The sequence below is a fragment of the Streptomyces axinellae genome, from assembly GCF_039532135.1.
Taxonomy (GTDB): Bacteria; Actinomycetota; Actinomycetes; order Streptomycetales; family Streptomycetaceae; genus Streptomyces; species Streptomyces axinellae.
On the sequence record NZ_BAAARJ010000033.1, the window covers coordinates 41,912 to 58,239 of the forward strand.

The following is a 16,328-nucleotide window of genomic DNA, read 5'->3' on the forward strand; positions in this document are numbered from 1 at the left end:
TGACAGACGCTGTCGAGGCGCCGCTACCTGCGGAGACCGGCTTAGGGCTCGCAGAGAATCAACATGCTGACTTGATCTCCGTGGGACTGTTGTTGGTGAGGAACGCGGTGACGTCGGCGGGTGTGCGGAACCTGGCTGTCGAGGGTCGAACGGCGCAGCCGTGGTCGGCGAGGAGGGGCTGGATTTGGTGAACGGCCCTGGTGATGGTGCTGCCGTTGACGCCGAAGAGCTGGGCGATCAAGTCTCGGGTGCCGAGTTTGCGCAGGTAGAGCACGGTGGCCAGAACTCGGTCAGCGGCGGTCAGCTTGTCCTTGGCGCCGGCTCCGCGAGCCCGGATGCGGTCTCCTCCTCGCTGCTGTGACCGCCCGTGTTCACGTAGTTCATCGAGTCTCTGGGACAGCTGCTCGACGAGTTCATCCAGTGCCGGCTCGCTCATGCCGGTCAGTTCCAGGTTGCGCAGACCACCAGCACGGGACTGCGAGGGCAGGCTCCCGGTCGGCCGCGGGTCTTCGGCCACGCCGACCGTGTCATGGTGTTGTGGGCGGAGGGTGTAGGTCCAGTCGCCGTGGAAGCGGTGTCGGTGCATGGGTAAGGCGTCGATGTCGGTGTCGGTGACCTTGATGCCGGTGTCGTAGGTGCCCGGGTCGAGTTCCGCGTGGACTCTCAGCCCGGTGTGGGTGGTGGTTGCCCTGATGCTGTTGACGATGACGTCGTGGCTGGTCAGGGGCCTGCCTCGCCAGTTCACGACGTCGAGGGTGCTGGTGCCTGGGACAACGACGGTCTGTTCGTCGAGCGCGTCGAAGATCTCGTCGATCAGACGGGCGGCCATGCGCGGGGCCTTGGGCCGGATCACCTCGACGAGCCTGCGGCGTCCGGCCTTTCGCAGGGCGGCAGGGGATCCGTAGCGTTCCAGCAGCCAGGTGACGGCGCGGTGGTCCAGGCGTGGGCCGAGGACGCGTTCCAGCGAGGGGTGGAACTGGGTGAGCAGGCCGCGTATCCGGTTGGAGGTGCGGGTGGCCTCGGCCGCGAGGTCCTGGTCGAAGCCCACCAGCACGGTCAGTTCAGCTGTGATCTCGTCGGTGAGCTGAAGCGAGCGCAGGGTGTGCGGCATGGTGCGGGCCGCGTCCGCGATCACCGCGGCGTCCTTTGCGTCGGTCTTCGCCTCGCCCGGGTAGAGGTCGGCGATCCGCCGCATCGCCAGTCCGGGCAGGTAGGCGACGGTGCAGCCCGCGTCCCGGGCGACGGCCAGAGGCAGGGCGCCGATGGAGGCAGGCTGGTCCACGACGACGAGCACGGTGCCGAACTTCGCGGCGAGCTTGTCGAGAACGGCCCGCAGTTTCGGTTCGCTGTTGGGCAGCTGCTTGTCGAAGACCTTCTTGCCGGCCGGAGTGAGCCCGTGGCCGTGGTGGGCCGTCTTGCCGACGTCCAGGCCGAGGAAGACGCCCACGTCGTCGATGTTGAACAACCTGTCCTCCGAAGCGGAGTTCGTACGGTGCTGGCCACGGCAGTGGGGCCGCATTCGCGCATCCACGTTATGCAGACCTGCCGCCCGCGAAGTGCCGGGCATTGCGCTCGGCAGGGCGGTAGTCGGACCTCTCATCAGCGTCTCCATCGGCACCCCTCGGGCCCGGTGAACACCACCCCCCAGGTCATGTCCTCGACAGGGGGGAACAGTCATGCCGGGCCCGGAGGCCAGCGGCCCTCTTGCAGGACCGCGAAAAACATAACGGGGGAAGTCCTTGTGCTCGTAGCGTCCGATGGCGCGAGATTGTGCGAACAGGGCCATCACGTCGGGGTTCGCGCGTTTGACGAGCGTGGCCTGGGCGGCGCCGAGGTCGCCGTCGTGCTCGCGCAGCACCCGCGCGACCGTTGCCGTGATCGTGGTGCCCAGATCGCCGTCCGCGTAGCTGGTCGCGCGGCGCGGACGCGTCGGGGCCGGGGCCTGCGGCGTTCCGGGGTCAGCGGCGGCCGACCCAGCGGGAGCGGGCAGGGGCCGCCGTCGGGGCGGGGGCGGGGGCCGGGGCGGGCGGTGTGTCCGTCCCTGTGCCGAGAGGAGTGGGTGACTGCTCCGGCTCGGTACCGGAAGGGAGTTCGTCGGCGGCCGGCGGTCCGGTGGCCGGGGTGGCCGGGGTGGCGGGGAGGCGGTCGGTGGGCAGGCAGTCAACGGCGTGTGTGATGCCCGTCAGCAGGTCCGGCACCGCAATGCCCCAGTGCGCGGAGAGGCGGTCCACGTCATCCAGCGACCAGGTCGCACGGCCGGACTGACGGCGCGACAGGGCCGTCGCACTCAGCCCGACAGCGCCGGCCAGCTCGGCCTGCCGCTCCCCGGTACGCGACAGCAGCGCGGCCACCGTCGCCCGCAGCATCTCCTCCGTACTCATCATGACGCGACTCTAGCAATTATTTGCATAACGGGGTTGCTTGTCGCGCAGACCGCGATGAATGGCGGGTAGAGTCGGGTCGGGCTGCTGGAAGTGCCCGCCCTGGTCGCCGCACTGACCGGGTTCCGTACCCACGCCCTCGCCCGCCCCGGTCCGGGGCGCGAAGTGCTCTGCGGCCTCCCGGTACTCCGCGGCCTCCCGTGCGCGAGCACAGCAGCCCGGCGGCCGGACGAAGAGCCGGGGGGTCTGTGTGCTGGGTGTGGAGGACAAGCTTCTGGGCATGTGGCGTGACAACAGTGCCGGCTGAGTCGTGGAGGAGTCTGCGGATGGAGTCTCAGTCGGTGGAAGGTCGGTCTGCGGCGGGTCAAGTGGTTCGAAAGCTGTCCGAGAGGCTTCTTCCCCGACGAACAGCCGGCCGCCCTTGCCGAGGATGTCGGGCACGGAAGATGACGCGGCTTGAGTACCTCGGCCGGGTGTGCAGGCCGCCCGGGCCGGAACTGCAGGTGCGCCGGGAGCGGGTCATGGCGGATGAGGGGGCGGGAGTTGGCTGCTTTGTACAACGCGTGGTTGACCGCGCAGAGCGTGGCCCGGGAAGTTCGGGCATATCCCCGAGGCTTGCCGGGCGGACCGGGTAAATGGGGGTGGACCGGAGTCACTGCCCGGCATGGGCTCTGCCCGGCATGGGCTCTGCCCGGCATGGGCTCTGCCCGGCATGGGCTCTGCCCGGCATGGGCTCTGCCCGGCATGGGGGTGGGCTCCGGTGCCGGGGCACTTCGTCCCGGTGCCCCCGAGCCCGTGACGGGATGACACCCCCAGAGCCGCTGAGGGGAAAAACTGAGGGGGAAAAGGGAGAGGTCAGGGCAGTGGAGAGCCGGACAGCCGGATACTGAAGCAGGCACCGCCTTCCGGTGCGTGAGCGGCTGTGATCGTGCCGCCGAGCTTGTCGACCAGTTGCGCCGCAAGGGCGAGGCCGAGGCCCGCGCCGACCGGCCGGCTGGCCCGGTAGCGGTGATGGAGCCTTCCTCGTTCGAAGGCCACATCGAGGTCCTCGTCCCTCAGGCCGGGACCGCCGTCGCGCACCGAGAGCACCACGGGGCTGCCCGTCTTTCGCTGTCCCGGGCCGGGGCCGGGGCCGGGGTCCGTGGGCACGGCGAGCGCCACCACCAGCGGCGCGTGTGGCGCGGAGCGGCCGGCGTTCTCCATCAGGATGTCCAGTACCTGCCGCAGACGTACCGGGTCGGTGTGCAACGTCACCGCGTGCGGCGGCAGTTCGGTGCGCAGTTGAGTACCGGTGCCCTTCAGCGAGGGCCGCCAGGCGGTCACTGCCGCCGCGGCCAGTGCGGTGACATCGACCTCTTCCTGTTCGACGGTGAAGTCGTCGGCCTGGAGACGGGCGAGTGCGAGGAGGTCGGTGACGAGCCGTTCGAGGCGTTTCGCCTCGGTCACAAGGGTGCGCCCCGCCCCCTCGGCGGACTCCGCGTCCGTGGACAGCACGCCGTCGGCGAGCGCTTCGGCGTACCCGCGGATGGTCGTCAACGGGGTACGCAGTTCATGGGAGACGGACATCAGGAAATCCTGCCGACGACGCTCGCTGACCTCCAGCGCGGCGGACAATTCGTTGAGGGCGCTGGAGAGTTCACGCACCTCCGCCGGCGGGGACAAGGGCATACGGCAGCCACGCTCGCCCTGCCGCATACGCTCCGCCGTCCGCGCCGCCTGCCGCAACGGCCGCGACAGCCCCCTGGCCAGGAACACCCCCGCGACGGCACCCGCAAGGGCCCCGACAAGCAAGGCGAGCACCAACCCCGGCCCGAGTGTCTCCCCGCGGGCTGCGGACACCCGCTGCGCCAGGACGACACCACTCGCTTTTCCGACCGGCCGGGCTTCGAAGAGCACCTCTTCACCGTTGCGGGTGACACGGCTGTGCACGGGCTTCCCCTCACCGAGCCGTCGCATCGCGGCCCGGGGGACCCAGGCCCGGTCGGGGGTGTGGGCGTGTACGAGCGAGATGCGGATACCGTTGCTGCGCATCAGCCTTCCCAGCTGCCGCACTCCGGCAGGGCGGCCCTCGCGCGCGGCGAGCATGGCCGCGGCCACATCCGCCTGCTCACGCAGGGACTCCCGCGCGTGCGCGGTCGCAGCCTGGCGTATGAGAGGCACCCCTACAGCCGCGGTGGCCAACACCGAGACGACCGCGACGAGCAGAGTGACAAGCACGGTACGGGAAGTCATCCGGCCGGCGCGGCTGATCAGCGGCCACTTCGGCCACCGCCGCGCACCGGTGACCGGTTCATCCCTCCACGCTGTACCCGACACCGCGCACCGTCCGGATCATCCGCGCTCCCCGGCCCAACTTGGCCCGCAGCTGCGCAATGTGCACATCGACAGTCCTCACCCCGACATCGGAGCGGTACCCCCACACCGCGGCCAGCAGATCACTACGCGTACAGACCCGCCCCGGCCTCCCCATCAAATACGCAAGCAAATCAAACTCGGTGACCGTCAGTTCCACGGGCCCGTCTTCCACGAAGACGCGGCGGCGCGGCATGTCCGACTTCACGAGGCCGACACAGCGGATGTCCTCGGCGACGGTGCCGGAGGCGCGTCGCAGCACCGCACGCACCCGGGCCACCAACTCCCGCGGGCTGAAAGGTTTGGTGATGTAGTCATCGCCGCCCAGCTCAAGGCCGAGCAGACGGTCCACCTCCTCGTCGCGCGCGGTCAGGAAGAGCACAGGCGTCCAGTCCTGCCGGCTGCGCAGCCGTCGGCACACCTCGGTACCTTCCATGTCGGGCAGCATGATGTCGAGGATCAGAGCAACAGGCCGGTGACGGTGAGCGGTTGCAAGAGCCGCCTCCCCGGTCGCCTCGACGATGACCGTGAAGCCGTCGCGTACCAGATACGTACGGACCAGATCGGCGATGACCCACTCATCCTCGACAACCAGCACGAGACCGCGATCGTACCCGGTCAGCTGCCCCCCCTCCTCAACAGACTCCGGCATACCACTCATTCCGTTCCACTACTTCCATACGAGACACACCAGACAAGAGCAAAGCAACCCTGCCCGGCATCCTCTACGCGCGCCAGCGCGGGGCAGTTCACCCGGGCTCGGGAACTTCCGGTATCTCCTCCCGGCATTCCCCGCCCACACACCCTTGCAGCTTGTCCAACCGCTGGTCGAGGAACGTGCGGACCTTCTTGTATCCGGGGTCGTTGTGGCGTGAGGTCAACTCGTGTGGGTCGGTCTCCAGGTCGTACAGTTCGCGGCCCCCTGCGCTGTAGCGGATGTAGAGATAGTGGCCGGCGCGAATCGCCTCGTATGCCGCCGAATACTCCTGGCCTCTGGGGGCTTTCCGCTTCTTCTTCCCCTGTGGCCCCAGGGCGGGCGAGGCGGGGCCGTCCATGTCGAGGTCGCCGGCGCCTGCGGCCCGCCCCGCGGAGACATCGTCGTCCGGCGGCCCTCCGGCCGGGGGTTTGCCGTGGCCTCGGGCTGCCACCGGTGTGCGGCGGGCGCCTTCCGCGATCTCCTGGAGCACCGGCCTGTCGCTGCTCTTGCGGGGGTCACGCCCGTATGGCAGCAGCGAACGGCCGTCGAGGGCGAGGTCCGGGTCCGCGCCACCGATGTCGGAGATGGTGGCGGCCAGGTCGACGTTGCTGGTGAGTTCCTTCGAGTGTTTTCCCGCTTCGATGCCGGGGCCGCGGAGCACCAGAGGTACCTGCCCCGACGCGCCGTGCGGAAGGAACTTGCCTGTGGGTACGCGGTGCTCGCCGAAGAAGAATCCGTTGTCGGAGGTGAACACCACGTAGGTGTTGTCCAATTGTCCGGTGGACTTGAGCGTGCTCATCAGCTTCTCCACGGCCTCGTCCACCGCCAGCAGCGATTCCAGCCGTCCCCGGTAGCTCTCGGTTATCTCCTCGGTGGTCTCGCGGTCCAGATTCGGGCGCTTCTGGAGAAACCGCGGCTTGTCGCGCATGTCGCTCTCGTTGTACGCGGGGTTCTCGGGCAGTTCCTCCTTCGCGAACTTGCCCTTGTGGCGAGGCGCGGGGCGAGGGGCCGGCCCGACGACCGGACGCGCGGACTGCTTGGATTCCGGATTGGCGTCCGTGCTGGCTTTCTTCCCCGCATTCCCCTTTTTCCGGGATTTCCGGGGCTTCCCGTCCTTGTTCTTGAGGAGTTCTCCGTGCGGTGCGAGGAAAGCGAGACTCAGGAAGAAGGGCTTGTCTCCTTCAGCCTTGCGCTTGATGAAGTCGACACCTTTGTCACGGTAGACATCGGTCTGATAGAGTTCCGGGTCCTCCTCGTCGGACTTCCCGTAGGTGTGCAGCTTCCCGTTCTCGTTGAGCTGGTAGCCCCACATCTTGTATGTGGTCGGGTCCACCGAGCCGCGCCACTCGTCCCAGCCGGGCGGCACGTGCTCCGGGTCCTTCTTGCCGTAGCCGTTGGGGTATTTACCGATGTGCGAGGTGGCGTAGCCGGCCTTCTGCATCCACACCGGCAGCGTCTTCTTTTCATTCAGCTTGTCGTAGCCGCCCTGCGGGACGGAGTTGTGCCGTACGCCGTTGTTGTGCGCGAACTGCCCGCTCAAATAGGTCGATCGCGAGGTACAGCACAGAGGTGACGACGGGTAGAACCGGTCAAAGGTGACGCCCTCGTCGCCCAACAGCTTCCGCGTTTTGGACAGGACTCTCATCGATTCGAGCCACTGATCGTCGGTCATCACCATCAGCACGTTGGGCCGCTTCTTCCTGTCCTGCGAGTCTCCCTGGACGCCGACGCATCCAGTGGCGGCCGGCAGCAGCACAAACAGGACGAGCACGGCCGGCAGCACGGTCACAACGGAACGCCGGCGCCTGAACGCCGTCCCCTTCCCGGTCTTCGCCGCGGCTTGCGCGGTGCCCGTGATCTTCATGGGGCCAGTGTCCGGATGCAATGTTCGAGGAATGTGAAGCCCGCGTACGAATGCGGTCAGTTCCCGGCGGACAGCTTGCCCGGCCATACACCCCGCTCGCAGAGCCCCATCGGACTCCTTCAGCGGGGGAATGGAGCCGAACTCGGTGCCGGTCACCACAGCGACGGTGCGGGAGCCGACGCCGAGCCCGGCGCGGATGCCTGCCAGGCGCGATTCGACGGCGCCCCCGATCAGGCCGAGCCACCTGCCGCACGACTGGCCGGACAAGCCCCGGCGACCAGGGCGAGGACTTCGCTCTCGCGCCGGGCCAAGGATGCGGTGGGGGCACGCAGCCGCTTCATGAGACGGTCCACGACAGCCAGGGCCAAGGCGGCACGGAAGACGGCAGCGGTGCGGACGGCGGCAGCCAGGTCCTCGGGCGGGGCGTTCTTGAGGAGGTAGCCGGCGGTGTCGGCTTCGACGGCGGCAGCGTGGTGGTGGTCGGCGCCGGAGCCGTATGCGGTGAGACAACCAGCACCCGGGAGGCGCCGGAGCCGACGACGATCCAGGCGGCAGCCCCGCCACCTCTCACCCCTTCACCGAACCACAGGACAAAGCACACCAGTTCGCAAAATCCACGACAGCCAACAGCCGAAACCGATCCCTCACCGCATCGCCCGCAAGGGCACCAAGTCCTCCCAACGCCTGGGCCGACACCGCTGGGTCGTCGAACGGACAGCCTCCTGGCCACCGGGATGCCGACCTCTCCACTGCCGCTACGAGCACAAAGCCGAGCACTTCCTCACCTTCACCACCATCTCGGCGAAGCCCGAATCAGGATCGTGGAAGAGGACTTGCAACCCCGGACGGAGCGAGCGCAGCGACGTTGAAGCCCGTTGTTCCGTGTGAGCAAGCTGCGTAGAGAACAGTCATGATCGCTCCCGGCCGCAGGCGCCCTTGCGTCCGGGGCCGGACAGCCTGTCACGCACACTGCGTGACAGGCACGAGCCACGACGAAGATCGCACGCCGCCGAACTGCGCAGACCCGTTGACACGCGTACGCCGACACCACATCATGATCAGAAAGCTCAGCAGTAGTTATCTATATCTTCCGTAACAGCGAAAATCGCTCAGCCTGGTGGGCCGCGCGATTTCTTTACCCATGAGATAGCGAACCGTGTCGAGCACCCTAGGGTTTCGTAGAGCCCTCAGCCGTTGAACCTTTTGTCCTGTCCCTGGCCAAGTACCCTCAACTGCTGTCTATGCCCATTCCCGATCCGCGTGTGGCGGCGGCCGAAGGCGATCGCTGGCACCGTAGCCAGTGCGTGGTGGAGATCTTATCTCGCGCCCTCGGCCGCGGACGCCCATTCCGAAATCCCCCTGCTCGTTCTGTAGCGGAGCACAGCCGGTTTTCCCGTTCATACGCGCTCAGCGCGCGCCGGTCGAGCCTGCCCCGAAGACGTTCCAGAGAGGTCGAGATGAGAATCCGTAGCTACACGCCGCCTCGATCACACCCGCCGCAAGAAGCCAACCCCGCGACACCTCCGCTCCCCTACCCCGACGGCTGGTTCTGCGTGGGATTCTCCACAGAATGGCCGCCCGGAACAGTGCACACCCGCCCCTTCATGGGGGAAGACCTCGTCATCTACCGCACCCGCAGCGGAAAACTGCGAGCCTCCCGACCATACTGCCCCCACCTCGGAGCACACCTCGGCGCGGGCGGAAAAGTCGACGGCGAACAACTGGTCTGCCCCTTCCACAAATTCAGCTTCGACACCGAAGGAAAGTGCGTCCAAACCCCCTTCGGCCCACCACCCAAAGCATCCCTGACATTCGTCAAGCTCACCGAAGCCTACGGAATCGTCTGGGCCTGGCACCACCACAACGACGACACCCCCACATGGGAACTGCCGGAACTGGGCCTCACCGACGGCCACCCGCCGCTGTTCAAGGGAACAGACATGGCCGGCCACCCTCAGGAGGTCTGCGAGAACTCCTTCGACTACGGGCATATCCAACCGCTGCACGGAGTCGAATTCCTCGGCGAGCTCGCCCCGCCACGCGAGGACGGACAGCTCTACCACGTCGAGATCAAGATCAATCGGAAACTGCCGCTGCTCGGCACGCGGCAGCACAACGCGAGCGCGACAGTCATCGGCCTGGGCGGCATCTCCGTCGTCGTGAATCTCCCCGAGTTCGGCGTCTACTCCGTCAACTGGGTGCTGGCCACCCCCATCGCCCCCTGGCGTATCCGTCTGTATCTGGCAGTCAGCGCACACGTCACCTGGGGCCGCAACTCCCCCGCCCTGGTGCGCACCCCGGTCTCCAACGCGGCCGCGCGGGCAGTCAGCGCCGGCATCCTCAAGGCTCTGGAGCAGGACATCCGGCGCGACTTCCCCATGTGGCATCACAAGAGGTATGTGGAGCACCCGAAACTCTCCCGCGCGGACGGCCTCATCGGAACATTCCGCAAGTGGGCGGGTCAGTTCTATGCGCCGCCCACGGGGAAGGATCCGTCGCCCCGCACCGGGTCCAGCCTGCCGCATGGCGATCTAGAGAGGTCGAGATGAGAATCCGTAGCTACACGCCGCCTCGATCACACCCGCCGCAAGAAGCCAACCCCGCGACACCTCCGCTCCCCTACCCCGACGGCTGGTTCTGCGTGGGATTCTCCACAGAATGGCCGCCCGGAACAGTGCACACCCGCCCCTTCATGGGGGAAGACCTCGTCATCTACCGCACCCGCAGCGGAAAACTGCGAGCCTCCCGACCATACTGCCCCCACCTCGGAGCACACCTCGGCGCGGGCGGAAAAGTCGACGGCGAACAACTGGTATGCCCCTTCCACAAATTCAGCTTCGACACCGAAGGAAAGTGCGTCCAAACCCCCTTCGGCCCACCACCCAAAGCATCCCTGACATTCGTCAAGCTCACCGAAGCCTACGGAATCGTCTGGGCCTGGCACCACCACAACGACGACACCCCCACATGGGAACTGCCGGAACTGGGCCTCACCGACGGCCACCCGCCGCTGTTCAAGGGAACAGACATGGCCGGCCACCCTCAGGAGATCTGCGAGAACTTCTTCGACTACGGGCACCTACAGCCGCTGCACGGAGTCGAATTCCTCGGCGAGGCCTCCCCGCCACGAGAAGACGGGCAGATCTACCATCTCGCGAGCACGATCAACCGGCGGCTTCCGCTTGTCGGCGGGCGGCAGCACAGCATCAGCGCGGCAGTCATCGGCCTCGGCGGCATTTTCGTCGTCATGGACCTTTCCCAATACGGCATCCACTCCGCCAACTGGGTGCTGGCCACCCCCATCGCACCCTGGCGTGTCCGCGTGTACCTGGCCGTCAGTTCCCATGTCACCTGGGGCCGCAACTCCCCCGCCCCGGTGCGCGCCCGGGTCTCCAACGCGGCAGCGCGGGCGGTCAGCGCCGGAATGCTGCAGGGGCTGGCGCAGGACGTCAGACGTGATTACCCCATCTGGCACCAGAAGACGTACCTGAAGCATCCGAAACTCTCCCGCGCCGACGGCCTCATCGGGACATACCGCAAGTGGGCGCGCCAGTTCTATCCGCCGGGCGACCAGAAAGCGCCATCCGGATCAGGAGGTTGAGGTGCCCTCTCACCGTTCCATCCCTCCGGCCCGGCCGACCGCACCATGCCGGTTACCGCGACCGCGCCTGCGAGAGCAGGAGGCGACGCCGGCATGCCCAGGACGTGGCAGAGCCGGCCATCCGACGACGGGGCTGCCCCTGGGGCATCCCCACCATCGATCACGGAGGCGGTGGCGTGGACAGAACTTATGTGGAGGCGGGCAGAGGGATCGACCTGGCCGAAGTCCGCGGGCAGGTCGACGGACACCTGGCCGTCTTCATCGACAGCAAGGGCCTGGCGGCGGCCGGGCACGGGCTGCCCGGCGAGATCGTGGAGGTGCTGCGTGATTTCCTCTTCGCCGGGGGCAAGCGGCTGCGTCCCCTGCTGTGTGCGGCCGGCTGGCAAGCGGCGGGCGCCGGACGTCTCACGAACGCGGTCGTGGGTGCAGCGGCGTCGCTGGAGATGTTCCATGCCTTCACGCTGATCCACGACGACCTGATGGACGAGTCGCCGATCCGCCGCGGCAAGCCCACCGTCCACCACACCTTCGCCGCCGTGCACGCCGCCCGCCCGGATGCCCAGCGCTTCGGCAGCAGCACCGCGCTGCTGCTCGGCGATCTCGCCCTGGCCTGGTCGGACGAACTGCTGCACGGCGCCGGCCTGGACTCCGGCCAGCTCTCGCGCGCCCTGGCGGTCGTGGACGGGATGCGCTCCGAGGTGATGTACGGGCAGTATCTGGACCTGGTCGCCTCCGGGACCGCCACCTGCGATGTCGAGACCGCCCTGAAGATCGCCTACCTCAAGACCGCGACGTACACGGTGGAGCGCCCGCTCCATCTGGGTGCGGTCATCGCGGGCGCCGACGACGCCGTACTGGCCGGACTCAGCGCGTACGGCCGCCCGCTGGGGGAGGCGTTCCAGCTGCGGGACGACCTGCTGGGTGTCTTCGGTGAGGTCCGGGAGACGGGCAAGCCCCGCCTGGATGACCTCCGGGACGGCAAGCACACCGCGCTCCTCGCCCTCGCCTACCGGCGTGCCGACACCCGGCAGCGCCACACCCTGCGCACTCTGGTCGGCAATCCCGCACTGACCGAGGACGAGGCCCACCGTATCCGTGCTGTCCTCACGGCGACCGGCGCACGTGAGGAGGTCGAACGCATGATACGGGTCCGCTCCGAGCAGGCCCACCTCGCTCTGGACCGGGCCTCCTTCCCGATGGCCGCGACCACCGCGCTGCGCCGGATCATCGACACCGCCACCAGCAGGACCGTCTGACACCCGCTCACGCCCGCCCCGGCCGGCCCGTACGCCGGCGCGTCCCGCTCGCCGCCCCCCGCCGGCCGATACCGGTGCACATCCAGGAGGAACCCATGGAACCCATGGACATCGAGACCGACTACGGCATCGACGGTGTACGCCTCGATCTGCCTTTCCCCTCAGAGGTCAGCCCGGATGTTGACCGGGCCCGGGAGCACCACTACGCGTGGGTGGCCGAATGGGGTCTGTGGCCGGACCGCAAGACGGAGTACGCCTACAGACGCGCCGACTTCCCCCTGTTCATCGCGCATGTCTACCCCTGGGCCAGTGGCGCGGACCTCGACCTCGTCACCGACCTCGTCGGGTGGGCATGGCTGTGGGACGACTCCCTCGACCGCCAAGCTCATATCCCGTGGACCGAGAACGTCCTGGGCGCCTACTTCGACGGCATGATCGACCCCTCCCGTGAGCCGGCCGAGGCCGTGGCCATCCCGCTGGTGCATGCCTGGCGGGCCCTCAACGAGAGGCTGCTCGCCCGCACCTCCACGGCATGGCGGGCACGGCACGAAGCCCACTGGGCGATCACCTTCAAGGGCTATTTGGAGGAGGCCCGCAACAACGCCACCGAGACCATTCCCACGTTGGAGGACTACTTCGAACTGCGCCGCAAGACCTCGGGGCCCGAGACCACGTTCGACTGGATCGAGGCGGCCGGGCACTTCGAGGTACCCGTCGCCGTCCACGCCGCCAAGGAGATGCTGCGGCTGCGCCGGGACGCGGTCGATCTCATATCCATCAGCAACGATCTGGTCTCCGCGCGCAACGAGTGGAGCGTGGGCAACACCGACAACATCGTGATCGTCCTCGCCTACCAGGATCAGTGCACCTGGCCGGAGGCCGCCCGGAAGGCCGAGAAGATCGCCGGCGACATCGTGGCGAACTTCCAGGCCACCGAGCAGCGACTGCTGGCCTCCGACCTCTACCGGGGGCTGGCGCAGAACGAACGCGCGGACACCGACCGGTTCATCCACTGCGTCAAGCACTGGATCGGCGGCAGCCACACCTGGCACCTGGACTGCCCTCGCTACAAGGTCCCCGCCACCCGCCCCCTCCAGGTGCCCGCCAAGGACACCAGCCGATCCTGAAGTGAGAGGCAGAGATGAGAATCCGCGGCTACACGCCACCCAGATCACACCCGCAGCAGGCTGCCAACCCCGCGACACCTCCGCTCCCCTACCCCAACGGCTGGTTCTGCGTGGGGTTCTCCACAGAGTGGCCGCCCGGGCAGGTACGCACTCGCCCCTTCGTGGGAGAGGACCTCGTCATCTACCGCACCCGTGGCGGGAGACTGCGGGCCTCCCGACCGTACTGCCCCCACCTCGGAGCACATCTGGGAGCGGGCGGAAAAGTCGACGGGGAACAACTGGTATGCCCCTTCCACAAGTTCAGTTTCGATATCGAAGGCACATGCGTCCGCACGCCGTACGGCCCGCCCCCGAAGGCGTCGCTGAAGATGGTCGAGCTCACGGAGGCGTACGGAATCGTCTGGGCCTGGCACCACCACAACGGTGACTCCCCCTCCTGGCAGCTACCGGACATGGACCTGATGGGCGACCACGCTCCAGTGTTCCGCGGAACGGAGCTCGCGAGCCATACGCAGGAGGTGGGTGAGAACGCCTTCGACTACTGGCACATCGAGCCGCTCCACGGAGTCGAATTCCTCGGCGAGGCCACCCCGGCACGAGAAGCCGGACCGCTCTACCACCTCGACAGCAAGATCAATCGGCAGCTGCCGATGCTCGGCACACGACAACACATCGTGAACACGACCGCCTTCGGCCTGGGCGGCACCTGCGTCGTCGCGGACCTGGCCGAATTCGGCATCTACGCCGTCAATTGGGTGCTGGCCACCCCCATCGCCCCCTGGCGTGTCCGGGTGAACCTGGCCGTCAGTTCCCGCACCACCTGGGGCAACCGCGTCCCTGCCGCGGTGCGCTCCCCGGTCTCCAACGCGGCGGCGCGGGCGGTCAGTGCCGGCGTACTCAAGGCGCTCAAACGGGACATCATGACCGACGTTCCGATCTGGCACCACAAGAGGTACATGCCGCATCCGAAGCTCTCCCGCAAGGACGGGCTCATCGGGCAGTACCGCAAGTGGGCGACCCAGTTCTACCCGCCGACCGACCTGGCGGCGCCGTCGTCCCTGACAGGAAGCTGAGGACCCTTCACGTCGTCTCGACGGCCCCGGGGCTCAACCGGCGGCCGGGGCCGTCTCGATGAGGCAGAAAACGTTCAGCGCCGCCAACCGCGTGATCGTAGACGTCCGGAAGCCGGCGGCGCGGCACAGGCCGATGAAGTCGTCGCGGATGCACTCCCGACCGCCCACGTCCACCAGCATGTTGAGGTCGTTCGGGTGGCGGTGGAGCCGGTGCCCTGGAGCTTGCGGTTGGCCGGCTCGACCGTCAGTTCCTTCTCGCGGTGCATGCTGTCAGCATCGCCGACGACGTTCGATCGGCCGCCTGCCAGCCGCACATCACGCTGCCCGCGTCCGGAGGCCGTGGGCATCCGGCCTGAACAGATGTCAGGGCCGCTGCCGCCGTATCCCCACCGCCGCCAACACCACCGTCAGCACCGGTGCCGGCACCGGCCAATCGAACCGGCCCATCTGGAGCCAGGTGCAGGTCTCGCCCACACCATCCTCCATCGACCCGTAACCCGGGCTCTCATCCGTATCCAAGGCCGAATGACGCCTGAAGCGCGGACAGCCGGCCCGGCGGGACCCTGCGAGGTTCGCCGGGACTCGTGGGGAGCCGACTTGTGGGGAGCCGGTCAGCCGCCCAGGTCGCCGACGGGGCCGACGGTGACCCCGGGGCCGCCGCCTTCGGCGGAGACGGCCAGGTTGATGCTGATCGGCACGCTCTTCGAGCGGGTCTCGTTCGGTGGGGTGACCACGAGGGTGGAGAAAGTCGCTCCGCTGCCGCCGGAGCGGTTCGGCGGGTAGTCGAGGAAGAAGCCGGTGCCCTCGCCGGGCTTCAGGTCTACCGTCGGCGTCGCCGCGCTCTTGCGGTCGGCGTTGATGGTCCCCACGCTGCCCTTGAGGTCCGCCCCGGGGAAGCCCTTGAGGGTGCAGGTTCCGGAGCTGGTGTTCTTCAGGCTCACCATCACGTTGCCCTCGTGCATACCCGCCTGGGTGTCGATGGCGAGGTCGGAGGTCTTGCAGGTGCCGGAGCCACCGCCCGATGAACCGGAGCCTCCGTTTCCGCCCGAGGTCCCTCCGGAGCCGCCTTTCCCGTCCGAGGTTCCGCCGGTACCGTGCCCGCCCGCGCCGGGCGCACTCTGGTCGCCCGCGTTCTCCCCGCCGCTCTTCCCGCCGTTCTTCCCGCCGTTCTTCCCGTTCTGCGACTCCGAGGGTGAGGCGCTCCCCTTGTCCGAGGCGCTCCCGGTGGGGTCGCCCGACGCGGGCGCCGCTCCGCCGACCATCTTCTTGGGGCCACCGGCGTCGGCACCGCAACCGGTCAGCAGGGCCGCAGCCAGTCCCGCACCGACGACCGCCGCGAGGCACGTCCGCGTACCGAACCGCGGGCGGGCGGCCCCGGCCTGTTCGGCCCGCCCGCCCGCGCGCTCCCCCAGCCGCTGTTCTCCCACTACCGTCACTCCCTGGTCACCCTCTCTCGCACACACGCCCCATGGCACCGGGCTCCGGCCCGGTCCTCCCGGCCCCCTGCACACTCAGATGACCGGCAGGACAAAAAGGTTCATGGAAGAGCCGTTGCTCATCAAGCCCCAGGCACGGACGACCGGCCACCTCGGCCATCGGCCGAAGCCGCGCTCCCTGCTGTCAAATCCCGTGCGCCGTAGGCTGGTTGAGGCCCTGCGGGTGTATCTCGATCACGCCGGCTATGCCCAGCATGCCGCCACCGTTCTGCGTTCCATCGCTTCACACTCTACAAACAGCTGCATCGCATCGAGCGGCTCGCCGGACTGCAACCGGAGGTCGGCGATGACCGACTGGCCGCGCATCTCGGCCTGAAGACGGGCTGGTGACGCTGATGTGCGCTTCGCACGTGCGGGGGGTGTCTCTATGTTTTTGGTCAAGCGGTTTGGGGTGTGCGGGGTTCGTAGAAGGTGCCGTCGCGGAGCATGGCGTAGATGACGCTGATGCGGTGGCGGGCGAGGCGGAGGAGGGCTTGTGTGT

The 16,328-nt window shown here is 68.0% G+C and carries 12 protein-coding genes and 4 pseudogenes; 8 read left to right on the plus strand and 8 right to left on the minus strand.

What is annotated here, in order from left to right; all coding sequences use genetic code 11:
- Window positions 1–58: 58 nt before the first annotated feature.
- The 6 genes and pseudogenes from ABD339_RS31790 to ABD339_RS31815 form a co-directional block, all read right to left on the minus strand.
- Window positions 59–742 (minus strand): annotated as a pseudogene (locus ABD339_RS31790) (helix-turn-helix domain-containing protein); the annotation flags it as partial.
- A pseudogene (locus ABD339_RS31795) lies at window positions 743–1,465 on the minus strand (IS110 family transposase); the annotation flags it as partial.
- Between the two features lie 493 nt (window positions 1,466–1,958).
- Window positions 1,959–2,384 (minus strand): helix-turn-helix transcriptional regulator, encoded by a 426-nt coding sequence (locus ABD339_RS31800; protein ID WP_344570639.1) that lies wholly within the window; start codon window positions 2,382–2,384, stop codon window positions 1,959–1,961.
- A gap of 852 nt (window positions 2,385–3,236) precedes the next feature.
- Window positions 3,237–4,598, minus strand: coding sequence for a HAMP domain-containing sensor histidine kinase (locus ABD339_RS31805; RefSeq protein ID WP_344570640.1), 1,362 nt, complete (start codon window positions 4,596–4,598; stop codon window positions 3,237–3,239).
- 73 nt (window positions 4,599–4,671) lie between these two features.
- A complete protein-coding gene (locus tag ABD339_RS31810) occupies window positions 4,672–5,331 on the minus strand; it encodes a response regulator transcription factor (protein ID WP_344570641.1) in 660 nt (219 codons plus the stop codon).
- Between the two features lie 151 nt (window positions 5,332–5,482).
- Window positions 5,483–7,294: a sulfatase family protein gene (locus tag ABD339_RS31815; protein ID WP_344570642.1), complete on the minus strand. Its 1,812-nt coding sequence runs from the start codon at window positions 7,292–7,294 to the stop codon at window positions 5,483–5,485.
- 639 nt (window positions 7,295–7,933) lie between these two features.
- Here ABD339_RS31815 and ABD339_RS31820 point away from each other — a divergent pair.
- From ABD339_RS31820 to ABD339_RS31845, 7 genes and pseudogenes are all read left to right on the plus strand, one after another.
- A pseudogene (locus ABD339_RS31820) lies at window positions 7,934–8,182 on the plus strand (hypothetical protein); the annotation flags it as partial.
- Between the two features lie 569 nt (window positions 8,183–8,751).
- The gene (locus tag ABD339_RS31825) at window positions 8,752–9,843 is read left to right on the plus strand and encodes a Rieske 2Fe-2S domain-containing protein (RefSeq protein ID WP_344570643.1); all 1,092 of its coding nucleotides are present in this window, start codon (window positions 8,752–8,754) and stop codon (window positions 9,841–9,843) included.
- The gene (locus ABD339_RS31830) at window positions 9,840–10,895 is read left to right on the plus strand and encodes a Rieske 2Fe-2S domain-containing protein (RefSeq protein ID WP_344570644.1); all 1,056 of its coding nucleotides are present in this window, start codon (window positions 9,840–9,842) and stop codon (window positions 10,893–10,895) included. The genes ABD339_RS31825 and ABD339_RS31830 overlap by 4 nt, the downstream gene beginning before the upstream one ends.
- A gap of 176 nt (window positions 10,896–11,071) precedes the next feature.
- A complete protein-coding gene (locus ABD339_RS31835) occupies window positions 11,072–12,151 on the plus strand; it encodes a polyprenyl synthetase family protein (protein WP_344570645.1) in 1,080 nt (359 codons plus the stop codon).
- A 95-nt stretch (window positions 12,152–12,246) separates the two neighbouring features.
- A complete protein-coding gene (locus tag ABD339_RS31840; protein ID WP_344570646.1) occupies window positions 12,247–13,278 on the plus strand; it encodes a terpene synthase family protein in 1,032 nt (343 codons plus the stop codon).
- A 14-nt stretch (window positions 13,279–13,292) separates the two neighbouring features.
- Window positions 13,293–13,610, plus strand: a pseudogene (locus tag ABD339_RS33945) (Rieske 2Fe-2S domain-containing protein); the annotation flags it as partial.
- 36 nt (window positions 13,611–13,646) lie between these two features.
- Window positions 13,647–14,351, plus strand: coding sequence for a hypothetical protein (locus ABD339_RS31845; protein WP_344570647.1), 705 nt, complete (start codon window positions 13,647–13,649; stop codon window positions 14,349–14,351).
- Between the two features lie 33 nt (window positions 14,352–14,384).
- Here the strand turns inward: ABD339_RS31845 and ABD339_RS31850 are convergent, their stop codons facing one another.
- A complete protein-coding gene (locus ABD339_RS31850) occupies window positions 14,385–14,531 on the minus strand; it encodes a hypothetical protein (RefSeq protein WP_344570648.1) in 147 nt (48 codons plus the stop codon).
- Window positions 14,532–14,962: 431 nt separating this feature from the next.
- On the minus strand, window positions 14,963–15,787 hold the full coding sequence (locus ABD339_RS31855) for a DUF4232 domain-containing protein (protein ID WP_344570649.1): 825 nt from the start codon (window positions 15,785–15,787) through the stop codon (window positions 14,963–14,965).
- Window positions 15,788–16,096: 309 nt separating this feature from the next.
- Between ABD339_RS31855 and ABD339_RS33950 the strand changes: the two genes are divergently transcribed.
- Window positions 16,097–16,177 carry a hypothetical protein gene (locus tag ABD339_RS33950; RefSeq protein WP_425576161.1) on the plus strand — a complete coding sequence of 27 codons (81 nt, stop codon included), beginning with the start codon at window positions 16,097–16,099 and terminating at the stop codon, window positions 16,175–16,177.
- The last annotated feature ends 151 nt before the right edge of the window (window positions 16,178–16,328 follow it).